The following is a 15,787-nucleotide window of genomic DNA, read 5'->3' as shown; positions in this document are numbered from 1 at the left end:
AACCTGGAATCGAGATGGGGGAGGGCGCCGCCCATCATCCCTGAGTCCCGGCGGCAAAGGAAGCTGGCTAATGGTTGTCTTGCTTGCCAGGCTTCAGATCACCGTCCCCTGATGATGGGAGAAGGCTTCTGCGAGGTGTTCGATCCAGGCGCGAACCGCCGGCAGCAGGCCGCGTCTGTGGGTGTAGACCGCCTGCAGGTGGCCACCCGGCATATGCCAGTCCGGCAGCAGGCGCACCATGCTGCCGTCGCGCAGTTCGGCCTCGCAGTTCATCTGCGGCAGCATGCTGAAGCCCAGACCTGCCAGCACCGCATGCTTGCGCACATCGAAATCCTCGATGCCCAGGCGCGCCTCCAGAACCACCTCACGGCGATTGCCCTGGGCGTCCCGCAGGTAGTGATGGATGCGCCGGTCAGCTTCCAGGCCGCCCAGGGCCGGCAGCAGTTGGAGGTCGTCAGGGACGAGGATGTTCCTGCCTTGAACCAGGCTGGGGGCGGCTACCAGGAAGGCCTGCGCCGGTCTCAGGACGCGGGCGATCAGCGTGGGGTCTTCATCACCTTCCTCGCGTACCCGCAGCGCCACGTCCACACCTTCTTCGCGCAAGTCCACCCGGCGGTTGGTCAGGATCATGTCCAGCTGCACGAGGGGATATTGCTGGAGGAAGTCGGTGATCATCGGCCGCAGCATCGCGTGCGCGAGTTCGGTTGGGCAGGACACCCGCAAGCGGCCCCGTGGCTCGACCGTGAGGCTGGCGACCACTTCCTCGGCCTGCTCGGCTTCCAGCAGCATCGCCTGGCAATGGCGCAGGAAGCGCTCGCCGACATCGGTCAGGGCCATCTTGCGGGTCGTGCGCTGCAGCAATCGGGCATCCAGACGGGTCTCCAGCTCGGCGATTCGCCGCGACAGGCGTGACTTCGGCACGCCGAGCAAGCGCGCGGCAGCGGAGAAGCCGCCGTGCTCCACCACCTTGGCGAAGTAGAAGAGGTCGTTGAGGTCCTGCATGATCGGGATTGTTCCATGTGGGATACGAAAATATGGCATTGGCACCCGATTCGGTGCCATCGTTTTCGCTGGCGGTACGATCGTGCCGGGAGGCCTTTAGACCCGACCGCCAGGGTTCGACCCTGTCGCTGCGTCTGCATGCTCGTTGCCGGGTAGCCGACCAGGCGCTATACCTGAGCCTCTCAATCCACCCGAAAACGGAGCGATCACCATGTCCTTGTCCATGTACGAGGCCTCCATCCCGGTCCTGGCACGCATGCTCGGCAACCTGTCCAACATCCTCAAGAAAGCCGAGGCCAACGCCCAGGCGCGCGGCATCGATCCCAAGGTGTTCATCGAATCGCGCCTGGCGCCGGACATGTACGCCCTGGCCCGCCAGGTGCAGATCGCCAGCGACATGGCCAAGGGCTGCGCCGCGCGACTGGCGGGTGTCGACGTGCCGAGCTGGGCCGACACCGAAACCACCTTCGAGGAACTGCAGGCGCGCATTGCCAAGACCCAGATGTTCATCAAGGACATCGACGCCAGCAAACTCGACGGCAGCGAAGACCGCACCGTGGTGTTGAAAATGCGCAGCGGCGATATGAGCTTCAGTGGCCGCGATTACCTGCTCGGCTTTGCGCTGCCGAACTTCTATTTCCACATCACGGCCGCCTACGCGATCCTCCGCCACAACGGCGTGGACGTGGGCAAGATGGATTTCCTCGGCGGCGTCTGAGTCGTTTTTTGCTCTGGTAGGTTGGCGCCGAGCACAGCGAGGCCCAACGAAGCGGTCCCGAGCTAACCTACCGTTCTATTCGTCCCATGGATGGGACGCTGAATTACATAATCCCCGACTAATCAGCATTTATCGACATGGATAGGATTACCTCCATTCCGATCGGCCGTCGCCGGTCGCCCAACTGAGGGTAACCATCCATGAAACTCCTGCACCTCGATTCCAGCATCCTCGGCGACGCCTCCGCCTCCCGCCAACTGAGCCGCGACGTGGTCGCAGCCTGGGAAGCCGCCGAGCCGGACGCTCAGGTCAGCTACCGCGACCTGGCCAGCGACGCCATCAGCCACCTGTCCGCCCTGACCCTGGTCGCCGGAGGCACCCCGGCTGAACTGCGCGACGCCGCGCAGAAGCACGAAGCCGAGCTGGGTGAAGCCACTCTGAATGAATTCCTCGCGGCCGACGCCATCGTCATCGGTGCGCCGATGTACAACTTCACCATCCCGACTCAGCTGAAAGCCTGGATCGACCGCATCGCCATCGCCGGCAAGACCTTCCGCTACACCGAGAACGGCCCGGAAGGCCTGGCAGGCGGCAAGAAGGTGGTAATCGTTTCCACCGCTGGCGGCATCCACGCCGGCCAGGCCTCGGGCCAGGCCCACGAGGATTACCTGAGGCTGGTGCTGAACTTCCTCGGCGTGACCGACATCGAGATCGTCCGTGCCGAAGGCCTGGCCTACGGCGAAGAGCCCCGCGCCAACGCCTTCAGCGCCGCCCAGCAGCAGATCGGCGAGCTGTTCGCCACCGCCTGATTCTGCTAGCCGGAAAACACAAAGCCCCGCAATTGCGGGGCTTTGTCGTTTCAGGAACCTGTTGCTTTACCTGTGGGGGCGAATTCATTCGCTAGCCGGACCGAAGATTCGCCTTTTGGTATTGCAGGGGGCCGCTTCGCGACCCTTTGCGAATGAATTCGCCCCCACGAAGAGCAGGGTCCCCTCAGCCTCAGACAATCACACCCTGGCTACGCAGGTAATCGTCATAGGTGCCGCTGAAGTCGGTCACGCCGTTCTCGTCCAGCTCGATGATGCGGGTGGCCAGGGAGCCGACGAACTCACGGTCGTGGCTGACGAAGATCAGGGTGCCCGGGTAGTTCTCCAGCGCCAGGTTGAGAGCCTCGATGGATTCCATGTCCAGGTGGTTGGTGGGTTCGTCCATCACCAGCACGTTAGGCTTCTTCAGGATCAGCTTGCCGAACAGCATGCGGCCCTGCTCGCCACCGGAGATGACCTTCACCGACTTGAGGATCTCGTCGTTGGAGAACAGCATGCGGCCGAGGGTGCCGCGCACCAGCTGCTCGCCACCCTGGGTCCACTGACCCATCCAATCGAACAGAGTCACATCGTCTTCGAAGTCATGGGCGTGGTCCTGGGCGTAGTAGCCAAGGTCCGCGCTTTCGGTCCATTTCACGCTGCCGGAGTCCGGGGTCATCTCGCCGACCAGGGTACGCAGCAGGGTGGTTTTGCCGATGCCGTTCGGGCCGATGATGGCGACGCGCTCGCCGGCTTCGATCTGCAGGTCCAGACCCTTGAACAGTTGCTTGTCCTCGAAGCCCTTGGCCAGTTTCTCCACGGTCACCGCCTGGCGGTGCAGCTTCTTGTGCTGGTCGAAGCGAATGAAGGGGCTGACACGGCTGGACGGCTTGACCTCGGCCAGTTGGATCTTGTCGATCTGCTTGGCGCGCGAGGTGGCCTGCTTGGCTTTCGAGGCGTTGGCGGAGAAGCGGCTGACGAAGGTCTGCAGCTCGGCGATCTGCGCTTTCTTCTTCGCGTTGTCGGCCAGGAGTTGCTCGCGGGACTGGGTCGCGGCGGTCATGTACTCGTCGTAGTTGCCTGGGAACAGACGCAGCTCGCCGTAATCCAGGTCCGCCATGTGGGTGCACACGCTGTTCAGGAAGTGGCGGTCGTGGGAAATGATGATCATGGTGCTGTTACGCGCCGTGAGGATGTTTTCCAGCCAGCGGATGGTGTTGATGTCCAGGTGGTTGGTCGGCTCGTCCAGCAGCAGCACATCCGGGTCCGAGAACAGCGCCTGGGCCAGCAACACGCGCAGCTTCCAGCCGGGAGCGACTTCGCTCATCGGACCGAAATGCTGGCTGAGCGGAATGCCGAGGCCGAGCAGCAGCTCGCCGGCGCGGGATTCGGCGGTGTAGCCATCCATCTCGGCGAACTCTGTCTCCAGCTCGGCCACTGCCATGCCGTCGTCCTCGCTCATTTCCGGCAGCGAATAGATGCGGTCACGTTCGGCCTTGACCCGCCACAGCTCGGCATGGCCCATGATCACGGTGTCGATCACGCTGAATTCTTCGTACGCGAACTGATCCTGGCGCAGCTTGCCGAGGCGCACGTTGGGTTCCAGCATCACCTGGCCGCCAGAAGGCTCCAGATCACTGCCGAGGATTTTCATGAAGGTCGACTTGCCGCAGCCGTTGGCGCCGATCAGGCCGTAGCGGTTGCCGTTGCCGAACTTGACGGAAACGTTCTCGAACAGCGGCTTGGGGCCGAACTGCATGGTGATGTTAGCGGTGGAGATCAAGGGAATTACCTATCAATAACTTACGAATTGGCGCCTTCGGCTGATACCGATCCGATACCGATATTCAACTTTGTGAGTTCGCTCCAGTCGGAGCAGAAGTTGATCCAGCGGGCATACGTCGACAGCAACAACTGACCGCTGGGGCCAGGCTACTGGGATATGAAGGCGGGGTTCATGCCGGACATTGCGCAGATTGTCGCATAGGTGTGACGGCAATTACATGACGGTCGGTCGTTGAACCGGGATAGCGCCTGAAGGATACCGGGCTACCGATGAGTGGAACGCCTTTACCAACTCCATGAAATAGGGCGCTGCACGGGCAGTTCTCGCCGCTGTCGCAGAACCGTCAACTTCCGGCGCTAGCCTGACGTCGCTTCCACGGCACTTTCTGATGCGGCAGCGCATCTCCCACACCCTCGCGGTGCAGGCCAACTCGATCAGTTGGCCTTTTTTCTGCCTGCCGTCTTTGCCGTGCTTCCACCAGGTCACGCGGGAGTCATCCATGGAAATCTCGATCCAGCAGGTCAATCGGGGCGGCAGGCACGAGTGGCTGGTGGAGGCCCTCGGCATGAAGGTCCCGTTTCGCGACCGGGCTTCGGCGTTGGCGTTCGCGGTCCGGCTGCAGGAGCGGGTAGAGGCGCCGCATATGTTGCCGAACCCGGAAAAGCGGGAGGGCATGGAAGGTTGATGCCGCGTGCTGTCGTTTTCAGCTATTGCCTGCAAGGCGTCCGTTGCGGCAAGAATGTGCCCTCAGGACCAGCAGGAGATGGCATGTGAAAAAGACTCTGTTTTTCGGCGCTCTGGCTTTGCAAACCTTCGCCCTGGTGGCAGTGGCGGGGGAATGGCCGCAAGGTGGCGGCGAGAAGTTCACCCAGGAGTGCGTCGTCAGCGCGGCCCGGCAAGTCCCGCAGGACAAGGCGGTCGCCTATTGCCAGTGCTCCAGCAACATGATGCAGGAAGCCTTCACGACCCAGCAGTTGATGGGCGTTACCGAGGGGCGTAAACCGACCAATGAAGAATTGTCGGTCCTGACCGATATCTCGCGCTCCTGCGCCAGCGAAACGCTGAAATGAGCCGGTAACCAGGTCGTCATATCCGTTCCCTAGAATGGGCACTGCGCCACGGACGGTGCCCATCTCCCCGCATCCCCTCACTCCCTGAAGAAAACCTGCACCAGGTGATAGCCGAACTGGCTCTTCACTGGGCCGTGGATGACGCGCACCGGTTTCTTGAAGATCACCTGATCGATCACACGCACCATCTGTCCGGGGCGCACCTCGCCCAGGTCGCCGCCGCGCTTGGCGGAAGGGCAGATGGAGTGCTTCTTGGCCAGGGTGGCGAAGTCTTCGCCCTTATCCAGGCGTTTCTTCAGCTGTTCGGCTTCCGCCTCGGTCTTGACCAGAATATGGCGGGCAAGGGCCTTGGCCATGGGATTTCCTCTTGGACTGTGGAGCGGTTCATTGTGCCAGCACGGGCGGTCGCCATACAGTTGCTCCCCTGTGATCCGCTACGCGGATGCCTTCACACTTGACTGGACGCACCTCCATGGACCTCTCCGCGATGCTGAAAATCCTGGCCAGCCAGGATGGTTCCGACCTCTACCTGTCCACGGGCGCGCCGCCCTGTGCCAAGTTCAACGGCCTGTTGCGGCCGCTCAGCAATGAGCCCCTGAAGGCCGGTGACGTGGCCAGGATCGCCGAATCGATCATGGACCCAGAGCAGCGCGCCGAGTTCGACCGCGAACTGGAGATGAACCTGGCCATCTCGCTGCCGAACATCGGGCGTTTCCGCATCAACATCTTCCGCCAGCGCAACGAGGTGTCCATCGTCGCGCGGAACATCAAGCTGGATATCCCGCGCTTCGAAGACCTCAAGTTGCCCGAAGTGCTGCTCAAGATGGTGATGGAGAAGCGCGGCCTGGTGCTCTTCGTCGGTGGCACCGGCTCCGGTAAGTCCACCTCCCTGGCGGCGCTGATCGACTACCGCAATCGCAACACCGGCGGCCACATCATCACCATCGAGGACCCGGTGGAATACGTGCACCGGCACAAGAAGTCCATCATCAACCAGCGCGAAGTGGGGGTGGACACCCGCAGCTTCCACGCCGCGCTGAAGAACACCCTGCGCCAGGCGCCGGACGTGATCCTGATCGGCGAAATCCGTGACCGCGAGACCATGGAGCATGCCCTGGCCTTCGCCGATACCGGCCACCTGGCGATTTCCACCCTGCACGCCAACAACGCCAACCAGGCGCTGGACCGCATCATCAACTTCTTCCCGGAAGAACGCCGCCCGCAGTTGCTCAACGACCTGGGCAACAACCTCAAGGCCTTCGTCTCCCAGCGCCTGGTGCGCACCCAGGACGGCAAGCGCCGAGCGGCGGTGGAGGTGCTGCTGGGAACTTCCACCATCAGCGACCTGATCAAGCGCGGTGAATTCCATTCCATCAAGGAAATCATGGAAAAGTCCCGCGGCCTGGGCATGCAGACCTTCGACCAGGCGCTGTTCGACCTGGTGGTGGAGGGCGCGATTCCCGAAGAGGAGGCGATCAAGAACGCCGACTCGGCGAACAACCTGCGCCTGAAGCTCAAGCTCTATCGCGATGGGCCCGCAGCGGCTCCCGCGCCAGCTGCGGCGACCCCTGCGCCGGCAGCGGCTCCGAGCGCCACCCAGGACGCCGCCAGCTGGGGGCTGGAGCTGAAGCTGGAAGATCTCGAAGAAGAGGGGCCGGAGGAGCTGGGGCCTCGTTAGAAGGTTCGGCCATGGATTGCCGGTAGGAGCTGGCTTGCCAGCGAATGGCCCCTTTTCGCTAGCAAGCTAGCTCCTACAAGGCTCGTGGTAACAACGATTGAAATCGCCCAGACCTGTACGGCCAAATTTAATTGCGTCTGTACATAGCGACCAGGTTCCGGCGCGCATAGATTCGCCCCATGCACCAAACCGATCCGGGAGGTCGTGATGCGTATCGCCGTACTGACGTTCGAAGGTTTCAACGAGCTGGACTCCTTTGTCGCCGCCGGCCTGCTCAACCGCATGCGCGGCGAAGGCTGGAAGGCGGAAATCACGGCGCCCAGCGAGTGGGTGACCTCGATGAATGGCGTGCGGGTGCAGGCGCAACAGCCGCTGGAGTTTGCCAACAGTGCGGATGTAGTGCTGTTCGGCAGCGGCATCCTGACCCGTGACATCGCCAAGGACCGGAGCATCCTCGACCGCCTGCAACTGGACCCACAGCGTCAGCTGATCGGCTCCCAGTGCTCCGGCGCCTTGCTCATGGCCAAACTCGGCCTGCTCGACAATCTGCCGGCCTGTACCGACCTCACCACCAAACCCTGGGTGATCGAGGCGGGCGTGCAGGTGCTCGACCAGCCGTTCTTCGCCAGCGGAAATCTCGCCACGGCGGGTGGCTGCCTCTCCGCGCCCTACCTGGCGGCCTGGGTGATTGCCAAGCTGGCCGGCGAAGACGCCGCAGCTTCCGTGCTGCACTACGTGGCGCCGGTAGGGGAGAAAGAGGCCTATGTGGAGCGGGCGCTGGGTGTGATTCGGCCCTACCTGTAATCCGGTTCGGACCTCGCTTTTCCTGTGGGGGCGAATTCATTCGCTGACCGGACCGAAGGTACGGCCTTCGATACCTCAGGGCGCGCTGGGCGCGCCATAGCGATTGAAATCGCCCCCACACAAGATCGGGCCAGGCCGTAGGGTGGGCTTCAGCCCACCATTGCAGGTCAGCTGTGGGCTAAAGCCCACCCTACAAGGCGACCCCCTTGAGGATGCGCGCGCGGCCCCTTCAACTCTGAAGCTCTGGAAGATCCCGATACAACTCCAACGCCTGCGGATTGGCCAGGGCATCGGTGTTCTTCACCGGCTTGCCATGCACCACATTGCGCACCGCCAGCTCGACGATCTTGCCGCTCAGGGTGCGCGGGATGTCGGCCACGGCGATGATCTTCGCCGGCACATGGCGCGGGCTGGTGTTGGTGCGAATCACCTGGCGGATGTATTTGCGAAGGGCGTCGTCCAGCACCACGCCTTCGCGCAGGCGCACGAAGAGCACCACGCGCACGTCGCCGTCCCAGTCCTGGCCGATGGCGATGGATTCCAGCACGTCCTCGACTTTTTCCACCTGGCGATAGATCTCCGCCGTGCCGATGCGCACGCCGCCGGGGTTGAGCACGGCGTCCGAACGCCCGTGGATCACCAAGCCGCCGCGCGCGGTTTCTTCGGCGTAGTCGCCATGGGCCCAGACGCCGGGGAAGGTGTCGAAGTAGGCCGCCTTGAACTTCGCGCCGTCCGCATCGTTCCAGAAGCCCACCGGCATGGACGGGAAGTGCCGCGCGCACACCAACTCACCTTTCTCGCCGAACACGCGCTTGCCGTCTTCGTCCCACACCTGCACGTCCATGCCAAGGCCCTTGCATTGCAACTCCCCGCGCCATACCGGCAGCACCGGATTGCCCAGGGCGAAGCAGGACACGATGTCCGTTCCGCCGGAGATGGAGGACAGGCACAGCTCCCCCTTGATGTCGCGGTAGACGTACTCGAAGCTTTCGTGGGACAGCGGCGAACCGGTGGAGAGCAGGGCCTTGAGGCGTTCCAGGCGATGGCTCTGGCGCGGCTTGATGCCGGCCTTCTCCAGCGCGGCCAGGTACTTGGCGCTGGTGCCGAAGATGCTAATGCCCTCGGCATCGATCAGGTCCATCAGGCGTTCCGGGCCGGGGTGGAAGGGCGAACCATCGTAGAACACCAGGGTGGCGCCCAGGGCGAGGCCTGAAACCAGCCAGTTCCACATCATCCAGCCGCAGGTGGTGAAGTAGAACAGGGTGTCCGACGCTGTCAGATCGCAATGCAGGCCATGTTCCTTGACGTGTTGCAGCAAGGTGCCGCCAACGCCGTGGACGATGCACTTGGGCACGCCGGTGGTGCCGCTGGAATAAAGGATGTACAGCGGCTGATCGAAAGTTACGGGGGTGAATAGCGGCTCGCCGCCGGGCTGGTAGAAGTCGTTCCACAGCGCGGCCCGCGCGCGGGTGTTGAAGTCCGCCGGGCGGGTTTCGGCGCGGGCATAGGGCACTACCACCAATTGCTCCAGCCAGGGCATGCGTTCGAGGACTTCATTCAGCTTGGTGGAGAGGTCCAGATCCTTGCCCGCGTAACGATAGCCAGCGGCGGCGATCAGCACCTTGGGCTCGATCTGGCCGAAGCGGTCGATCACGCCGTGGGTGCCGAAGTCCGGCGAGCAGGACGACCAGGTGGCGCCAAGACTGGTCGCGGCGAGCATGCCCACCACGGCCTGCCAGATGTTCGGCATGAAGGCTGCGACCCGGTCACCAACGCCCACGCCCATGGCCTTCAGGCTCTGTTGCAGGCCGGCGACATGGGCGGCCAGTTCGGCGTAGGTCAGTTGCACGCGGCTGCCGTCCTCGCCTATGGCGACGAGGGCAGGGTGGTTGTCGCGGCGGCGCAGCAGGTGTTCGGCGAAGTTCAGGGTCGCGCCGGGGAACCAGCGGGCACTGGGCATCATGGGGCTTTCTTCCAGCACGGCCGTGGGTGGAGTGCTGAAACGGATGTCGAAAAACTCGACTATGGCCTGCCAGAAAACCTCACGGCGATCCAGGCTCCAGGCGTGCAGGGCAGGGTAGTCGGGCAGGTCCAGGCCCTGTTGCTGGCAGACCTGGCGGCGGAAGGCATCCATGCGGGTGGCGGCGATCCGCACCGGGCTGGGGGTCCACAGTGGCTTATCCATCTGCGCATCCTCATCTGGCGAGACGTGGGTCATCCGGTTGCTATTCAGCATAGGCCCTGACTCAAGGCCGGGGCAGGTCCATGCGGCTCCAGTCGTGAGCCTTCAGCAACACGTCGCTGAGGGCCTGGGCGGCGGTGGAGAGCTGGTGCTCGGCCAGCCGAAAGAGGCCCACGCGGCGCTCCACCTGCGGGCTATGCAAGGCGATGCAGTGGGCGCCGAGCTCCTCCATCTGCTGGACGCACAGGCTGGGTACGGCGCTGACGCCCAGCCCCTGGGCCACCATGCGGCCCACGGTCACCAACTGGTGGCTCTCGAAGGCCACCGGCAGGCGGCCGTGCTGCGGCGCGAGTACTTGTTCGAGCATCAGGCGCACTGCGGAAGGGCGCTGCAGGGTGATGAAGTTGCCCTGCAGCAGTTCCTTCCAACCAATTTCGGTGCGCTGCGCCAGCTCACAGTCAGCGGGTACCACGGCAACGAAGCGGTCGGTGTAGAAGGGCATGAAATCCAGGCCGTCGAGGGACTCCGGCTCGAAGGCGATGCCCAGTTCCACCCGCCGGTTGCGCACCATCTCCAGCACCTGCTCGTTGATCACGTCATGCACCGCCACGTTGACCTTGGGGTGTTGGTCGCGGAACGCCTTGAGGGCTGCCGGCAGCAAGTTGCCGGCGAAGGAAGGCATGGCGGCGATGGAAACCTTGCCCAGCTGCAGGGTGAAGTGCTGGCGCAGCAGTTCTTCGGCGTTGTCCCAGTCCGCCAGCAGGCGCCGGGCGATGGGCAGCAGGGTTTCGCCCTCGGGCGTCAGGGCGACGCTGCGGGTGGTGCGCACCAGCAGTTGGCCGCCGAGGGAATCTTCCAGGTTCTTGATCGCCAGGGAGAGGGCTGGCTGGGACAGGTGCAACCGCTCGCAGGCCTGGGCGAAGCTCAGGCTCTGCGCCACGGCGAGGAAGGCGCGCAGCTGCTTTATGGTCATTGATTTGGTTTGCTTATTAATCGTTAGGAAAAACAAACTTAACAAATCAGTCTGCGCGGGAGAAGCTCTGACCCACTCAACGGCGGTATCCCCGCCGCGACCAATAAAGACAAAGAGGCACATGAGCATGAGTGGACTCGACAAGCGCGTATACAGCTACGAGGAAGCCCTGGACGGGCTGACAGACGACATGACCGTCCTGGCCGGTGGTTTCGGCATCTGTGGCATCCCCGAGAACCTGATCGCCGAGATCCGCCGCCGTGGCGTCAAGGGCCTCACCGTGGTTTCCAACAACTGCGGCATCGATGGTTTCGGCCTGGGCGTGCTGCTCGAAGACCGCCAGATCCGCAAGATGATCGCTTCCTACGTGGGTGAGAACGCCCTGTTCGAGCAGCAGCTGCTGAGCGGCGAACTGGAAGTCGAACTGACCCCCCAGGGCACCCTCGCCGAGAAGATGCGCGCAGGCGGCGCCGGTATCCCGGCCTTCTTCACCGCCACCGGCTACGGCACCCCGATTGCCGAAGGCAAGGAAGTGCGTGAGTTCAACGGCCGCAAGTACATCCTCGAGCCGTCGATTACTGGCGACTTCGCCATCGTCAAAGGCTGGAAGGCCGACCACTTCGGCAACGTGATCTATCGCCACACCGCGCAGAACTTCAACCCGCTGGCGGCCACCGCCGGCCGTATCACCGTGGTCGAGGTGGAAGAAATCGTCGAGCCGGGCGAACTGGACCCTGCCCACATCCACACGCCGGGCATCTACGTTGACCGCGTGATTGTTGGCAGCTTCGAGAAACGCATCGAAAAGCGCACCGTCCGCTCCTGATCACGACAAGAAGAATTCGAGGAAACCGACATGGCACTGACCCGCGAACAGATGGCCCAGCGCGTGGCCCGCGAACTGAAAGACGGCTACTACGTGAACCTGGGTATCGGCATTCCGACCCTGGTCGCCAACTACGTACCCGAAGGCATGCAAGTGATGCTGCAGTCCGAGAACGGCCTGCTGGGCATGGGCGCCTTCCCCACCGAAGATGAAGTCGACGCCGACATGATCAACGCCGGCAAGCAGACCGTCACCGCGGTGAAGGGTGCTTCGATCTTCTCCTCCGCCGAGTCCTTCGCGATGATCCGCGGCGGCCACGTCGACCTCACCGTGCTTGGCGCCTTCGAAGTGGATGTCCAGGGCAACATCGCCTCCTGGATGGTTCCGGGCAAGCTGGTCAAGGGCATGGGCGGCGCCATGGACCTGGTGGCCGGTGCCGAAAACATCATTGTCACCATGACCCACGCCTCCAAGGACGGCGAGTCCAAGCTGCTGGAAAGCTGCTCGCTGCCGCTGACCGGCGCCGGCTGCATCCGCAAGGTGCTGACCGACCTGGCCTACCTGGAGATCGAGAATGGCGCCTTCATCCTGCGTGAAACCGCGCCGGGTGTGAGCATCGCCGAGATCGCCGAGAAGACCGCCGGCCGCCTGATCGTCCCGGACGACGTCGTCGAAATGACGTTCTGATTGCTCTGCCGCTCTGGAGGAGGCCACCACGCATGGCGCTCCTCCGGCGCGGTTTTTTCAAGGCTTATGTAGGAGCGATCTTGCTCGCGAAGATCGAACCGATTCGCGAGCAAGATCGCTCCTACGGATCAAATGGAGATCCCCATGCAAGACGTCGTAATCGTCGCCGCCACCCGCACTGCCATCGGCAGCTTCCAGGGCGCGCTGGCCAACATTCCCGCCCATGAACTGGGCGCTGCCGTGATCCGCCAGCTGCTGGAGCAGACCGGCCTCAAGGGCGAGCAGATCGATGAAGTGATCCTCGGTCAGGTGCTCACCGCCGGTGCCGGCCAGAACCCGGCCCGCCAGGCTGCCGTCCTCGCCGGCCTGCCTCACGCGGTACCGGCCATGAGCCTGAACAAGCTCTGCGGTTCCGGCCTCAAGGCCCTGCACCTGGGCATCCAGGCCATCCGTTGCGGCGACGCCGAGGTGATCATCGCTGGTGGTCAGGAAAGCATGAGCCTGGCTCCCTACATCCTCCCGGCAGCCCGTACCGGTATGCGCATGGGCCACGCCAAGGCGCTGGACAGCATGATCCACGACGGCCTGACCGACGCCTTCAACAATTACCACATGGGCGTCACTGCCGAGAATCTGGTGGAGAAGTACGGCCTGACCCGCGAACAGCAGGACGCCTTTGCCGCCGCTTCCCAGCAGAAAGCCGCCGCCGCCATCGAGGCCGGCCGTTTCAAGGATGAGATCACTCCCATCCTGATTCCGCAGAAGAAGGGCGACCCGGTCGCCTTCGATACCGACGAAGGTCCGCGCGCCGGCACCACCGCCGACTCCCTCGCCAAGCTGAAGCCCGCCTTCAAGAAAGACGGCAGCGTCACCGCTGGCAACGCCTCCACCCTCAACGACGGCGCTGCCGCCGTGGTGCTGATGAGCGCCGAGAAGGCCAAGTCCCTGGGCCTGCCGGTTCTGGCCCGCATCGCTGGCTACGCCAACTCCGGTGTCGACCCGGCGATCATGGGCATCGGCCCGGTCACCGCTACCCGTCGTTGCCTGGACAAGGCCGGCTGGAACCTGGCCGACCTGGACCTGATCGAAGCCAACGAAGCCTTCGCCGCGCAGTCCCTGTCGGTCAGCAAGGAACTGGGCTGGGACATGGCCAAGGTCAACGTCAACGGTGGCGCCATCGCCCTCGGCCACCCCATCGGCGCTTCCGGCTGCCGCGTACTGGTCAGCCTGCTGCACGAAATGATCAAGCGCGACGCGAAGAAGGGTCTGGCGACCCTGTGCATCGGCGGCGGCATGGGTGTAGCCCTGGCAGTCGAGCGCTAGTTCCGGTATTGCACCACCCGTAGGTTGGGCAGAGCTCCGCGAAGCCCAACGCAACGATGCCGATTCAGGCACTTTGTTGGGCTTCGCTTCGCTCAGCGCCAACCTACGTTGCTTCACCCCATAACTAGAAAGCTCCAATGGACCAGGCCCACCTGGTCTTCGCAAGGCCATCACGCAAGAGCCCAAGGCTGAAAGGTCACGGGCACCCGACCTCACCATGCCCCTCCCAGGCGTGGCGTCGTCGTTTCAGACAGAAAAGAGGGCAAAGACCCTCGGATTCTTTTCAAGACCACTGTCCCGGCACCCGGCTCCGACTGGGTGAATGCCGATAAAAACAACACTCCCGAGGTACCCGATGGCCACCACACTTCAAGAAAGTCGTTCAGCCCGCTTTGCCATGCGCTGCTCCGCCTGGGCGGAACGTTGGTTCCCCGATTCCTGGGTCTTCGCCGCAGTCGCCGTACTGCTGGTCACCGTCGCCGCGCTGGGCATGGGTGCACCGGCCAGCCAGGCGGCCAAAGCCTTTGGCGACGGATTCTGGAGCCTGATTCCCTTCACCATGCAAATGGCCTTCGTGGTCATCGGCGGCTACGTGGTCGCCAGCTCCGGCCCAGCCTCGCGCCTGATCGACCTGCTGGCCCGCGTGCCGAAAAACGGCCGCTCCGCCGTGTGCTGGGTGGCGCTGATCTCGATGGTCGCGTCCTTGCTCAACTGGGGGCTGTCCCTGGTGTTCGGTGGCCTGCTGGTGCGCGCCCTGGCCCGCCGCGAAGAGCTGAAGATGGATTACCGCGCGGCCGGTGCCGCCGCCTACCTGGGCCTGGGCGCGGTCTGGGCGCTGGGCCTGTCTTCGTCGGCCGCCCAGCTGCAGGCCAACCCGGCCAGCCTGCCGCCGTCCATCCTTGCCATCACCGGCGTGATTCCCTTCACCGAGACCATCTTCCTCTGGCAGTCGGGTGTGATGCTGCTGGCGCTGATCGTGGTGTCGCTGGTGATCGCCTACATGACCGCGCCGAGCGCTGCCAGTGCTCGTGACGCCAAAGCCTGTGGCGTGGACCCGAGCTTCACCGCGCCGCCCCAGGTCAAGCCGACCCGTCCGGGCGAATGGCTGGAACACAGCCCGCTGCTGATCATCCTGCTGGTGGCCCTGGCCGGCGGTTGGCTGGCCCAGGAGTTCGCCAGCAAGCCGGCGATCACCGCCATCTCCGGCCTGAACACCTACAACCTGCTGTTCATCATGGCCGGCGCGCTGCTGCACTGGCGCCCGCGCAGCTTCCTCGACGCCGTGGCCCGCGCTGTGCCGACCACCACTGGCGTGCTGATCCAGTTCCCGCTGTACGGCTCCATCGCCGCCATCATGACCACCGTCAACGGCAGCGACGGCCAGACCCTGGCGCACCACATCTCCACCTTCTTCGTGCAGATCGCCAACCACGATACCTACGCGCTGCTGATGGGCGTGTATTCGGCTGTTCTGGGCTTCTTCATCCCGTCGGGTGGCGGCAAGTGGATCATCGAGGCGCCCTACGTGATGCAGGTGGCGAACGAGCTGCAGTACCACCTGGGCTGGTCGGTGCAGATCTACAACGCTGCGGAAGCGCTGCCGAACCTGATCAACCCCTTCTACATGCTGCCGCTGCTGGGCGTGCTGGGGCTGAAGGCGCGCGACCTGATCGGCTTCTCCTTCGTCCAGCTGCTGGTGCATATCCCGCTGGTGATGGTGCTGCTGTGGGCGCTGGGGACCACCCTGACGTATGTGCCGCCGGTGATGCCTTGAGGTTTTGGGGAGGGCGTCGATTGTGATATCTGCGCGGGGAATTGCCCTCATCCGAACGCGGCCCGCCCCGGCCCCTCTCCCTGAAGAGGAGAGGGGTGACTCGCGCCTGATGTTCCGTGCAATCCTGAAGCGTCGCACGGACAGCCCCCTCTCCCTGA

General features: G+C 63.7%; 15 protein-coding genes and 1 pseudogene. 10 read left to right on the top strand and 6 right to left on the bottom strand.

The window, feature by feature from the left end:
* Positions 1-93: 93 nt before the first annotated feature.
* Positions 94-1,002 (bottom strand): LysR substrate-binding domain-containing protein, encoded by a 909-nt coding sequence (locus DM872_RS12540; RefSeq protein WP_179059804.1) that lies wholly within the window; start codon positions 1,000-1,002, stop codon positions 94-96.
* Between the two features lie 211 nt (positions 1,003-1,213).
* Between DM872_RS12540 and DM872_RS12535 the strand changes: the two genes are divergently transcribed.
* Together DM872_RS12535 and DM872_RS12530 are read left to right on the top strand one after the other, a co-directional pair.
* Positions 1,214-1,720 carry a DUF1993 domain-containing protein gene (locus tag DM872_RS12535; protein ID WP_179059803.1) on the top strand — a complete coding sequence of 169 codons (507 nt, stop codon included), beginning with the start codon at positions 1,214-1,216 and terminating at the stop codon, positions 1,718-1,720.
* Positions 1,721-1,920: 200 nt separating this feature from the next.
* The gene (locus DM872_RS12530) at positions 1,921-2,529 is read left to right on the top strand and encodes an FMN-dependent NADH-azoreductase (protein ID WP_179059802.1); all 609 of its coding nucleotides are present in this window, start codon (positions 1,921-1,923) and stop codon (positions 2,527-2,529) included.
* A 190-nt stretch (positions 2,530-2,719) separates the two neighbouring features.
* Here DM872_RS12530 and DM872_RS12525 read toward each other — a convergent pair whose 3' ends face one another.
* Together DM872_RS12525 and DM872_RS30490 are read right to left on the bottom strand one after the other, a co-directional pair.
* Positions 2,720-4,309: an ABC-F family ATPase gene (locus tag DM872_RS12525; RefSeq protein WP_179059801.1), complete on the bottom strand. Its 1,590-nt coding sequence runs from the start codon at positions 4,307-4,309 to the stop codon at positions 2,720-2,722.
* 20 nt (positions 4,310-4,329) lie between these two features.
* A pseudogene (locus DM872_RS30490) lies at positions 4,330-4,539 on the bottom strand (site-specific integrase); the annotation flags it as partial.
* Positions 4,540-4,811: 272 nt separating this feature from the next.
* On the opposite strand from DM872_RS30490, the gene DM872_RS12520 reads away from it, so the two are divergent.
* Entirely contained in the window at positions 4,812-4,997 is a 186-nt protein-coding gene (locus DM872_RS12520; protein WP_179059800.1) for a hypothetical protein, read from the top strand.
* Between the two features lie 85 nt (positions 4,998-5,082).
* The gene (locus tag DM872_RS12515; protein ID WP_179059799.1) at positions 5,083-5,382 is read left to right on the top strand and encodes a hypothetical protein; all 300 of its coding nucleotides are present in this window, start codon (positions 5,083-5,085) and stop codon (positions 5,380-5,382) included.
* Between the two features lie 77 nt (positions 5,383-5,459).
* Here the strand turns inward: DM872_RS12515 and DM872_RS12510 are convergent, their stop codons facing one another.
* On the bottom strand, positions 5,460-5,738 hold the full coding sequence (locus DM872_RS12510; RefSeq protein ID WP_028627186.1) for a peptidylprolyl isomerase: 279 nt from the start codon (positions 5,736-5,738) through the stop codon (positions 5,460-5,462).
* 116 nt (positions 5,739-5,854) lie between these two features.
* Between DM872_RS12510 and DM872_RS12505 the strand changes: the two genes are divergently transcribed.
* Together DM872_RS12505 and DM872_RS12500 are read left to right on the top strand one after the other, a co-directional pair.
* Positions 5,855-7,060 carry a PilT/PilU family type 4a pilus ATPase gene (locus DM872_RS12505; RefSeq protein ID WP_179059798.1) on the top strand — a complete coding sequence of 402 codons (1,206 nt, stop codon included), beginning with the start codon at positions 5,855-5,857 and terminating at the stop codon, positions 7,058-7,060.
* A gap of 207 nt (positions 7,061-7,267) precedes the next feature.
* On the top strand, positions 7,268-7,864 hold the full coding sequence (locus DM872_RS12500) for a DJ-1/PfpI family protein (protein WP_179059797.1): 597 nt from the start codon (positions 7,268-7,270) through the stop codon (positions 7,862-7,864).
* A gap of 229 nt (positions 7,865-8,093) precedes the next feature.
* On the opposite strand, the gene DM872_RS12495 is transcribed toward DM872_RS12500, so the two are convergent.
* Positions 8,094-10,049: an acetoacetate--CoA ligase gene (locus tag DM872_RS12495; RefSeq protein ID WP_179059796.1), complete on the bottom strand. Its 1,956-nt coding sequence runs from the start codon at positions 10,047-10,049 to the stop codon at positions 8,094-8,096.
* A gap of 61 nt (positions 10,050-10,110) precedes the next feature.
* The gene (locus tag DM872_RS12490; RefSeq protein WP_179059795.1) at positions 10,111-11,019 is read right to left on the bottom strand and encodes a LysR family transcriptional regulator; all 909 of its coding nucleotides are present in this window, start codon (positions 11,017-11,019) and stop codon (positions 10,111-10,113) included.
* A gap of 127 nt (positions 11,020-11,146) precedes the next feature.
* On the opposite strand from DM872_RS12490, the gene DM872_RS12485 reads away from it, so the two are divergent.
* The 4 genes from DM872_RS12485 (at position 11,147) to DM872_RS12470 (ending at position 15,629) form a co-directional block, all read left to right on the top strand.
* Complete coding sequence (locus DM872_RS12485) at positions 11,147-11,845, top strand: CoA transferase subunit A (protein ID WP_077526232.1); 699 nt, start codon at positions 11,147-11,149, stop codon at positions 11,843-11,845.
* Positions 11,846-11,875: 30 nt separating this feature from the next.
* The gene (locus DM872_RS12480) at positions 11,876-12,532 is read left to right on the top strand and encodes a CoA transferase subunit B (protein WP_179059794.1); all 657 of its coding nucleotides are present in this window, start codon (positions 11,876-11,878) and stop codon (positions 12,530-12,532) included.
* Positions 12,533-12,676: 144 nt separating this feature from the next.
* On the top strand, positions 12,677-13,855 hold the full coding sequence (locus tag DM872_RS12475) for an acetyl-CoA C-acetyltransferase (RefSeq protein WP_179059793.1): 1,179 nt from the start codon (positions 12,677-12,679) through the stop codon (positions 13,853-13,855).
* Between the two features lie 355 nt (positions 13,856-14,210).
* Complete coding sequence (locus DM872_RS12470) at positions 14,211-15,629, top strand: short-chain fatty acid transporter (RefSeq protein WP_179059792.1); 1,419 nt, start codon at positions 14,211-14,213, stop codon at positions 15,627-15,629.
* Positions 15,630-15,787 lie beyond the last annotated feature (158 nt).

Origin of the sequence: Pseudomonas taiwanensis (assembly GCF_013393345.1) — a bacterium.
GTDB lineage: Bacteria > Pseudomonadota > Gammaproteobacteria > Pseudomonadales > Pseudomonadaceae > Metapseudomonas > Metapseudomonas resinovorans_C.
The sequence above is the reverse complement of the archived record's forward strand: the minus strand, read 5'-3'. Positions and strand labels throughout refer to the sequence as shown.